The organism is Pseudomonas sp. SID14000 (genome assembly GCF_002165135.1).
GTDB lineage: Bacteria > Pseudomonadota > Gammaproteobacteria > Pseudomonadales > Pseudomonadaceae > Aquipseudomonas.
In genome coordinates this window covers 1-382 of record NZ_NFZQ01000181.1, presented here as the reverse complement: position 1 = coordinate 382, position 382 = coordinate 1, and the positions used below count along the sequence as shown (strand labels likewise).

1 protein-coding gene is annotated in these 382 nt (G+C 70.9%); it reads left to right on the top strand.

The features are described from left to right. Nucleotides 1-382, top strand: a 382-nt coding sequence (locus tag CAY82_RS27850; RefSeq protein ID WP_170931150.1) for a fibronectin type III domain-containing protein, incomplete at both ends; no start/stop codon positions are given.

Here is a 382-nt window from a genome sequence, read left to right as displayed (position 1 = left end):
GAACGCGGGCTGGAACGGCACCCTCGCCCCCGGCGCCAGCGCGAGCTTCGGATTCAACGGCGCGGGCTCCGGCAGCCCGAGCGGCTGCAAGGTCAACGGCGGTTCCTGTGACGGCGGTACGGTGCCGCCGGGCGACAACCCGCCCTCCGCCCCTGGCACCCCCACGGCCAGCGGCATCACCAACACCTCCGCCACCCTCTCCTGGACAGCGGCCACCGACGACAAGGGCGTCAAGAACTACGACGTCATCCGCGACGGCAGCACCGTGGCGACCGTCACCGGTCTCACCTACACCAACACCGGTCTGACCGCGGGCACCGACTACGTCTACACCGTCAAGGCCCGCGACACCATCGACCACAGCGGCCCGGTCAGCACCACG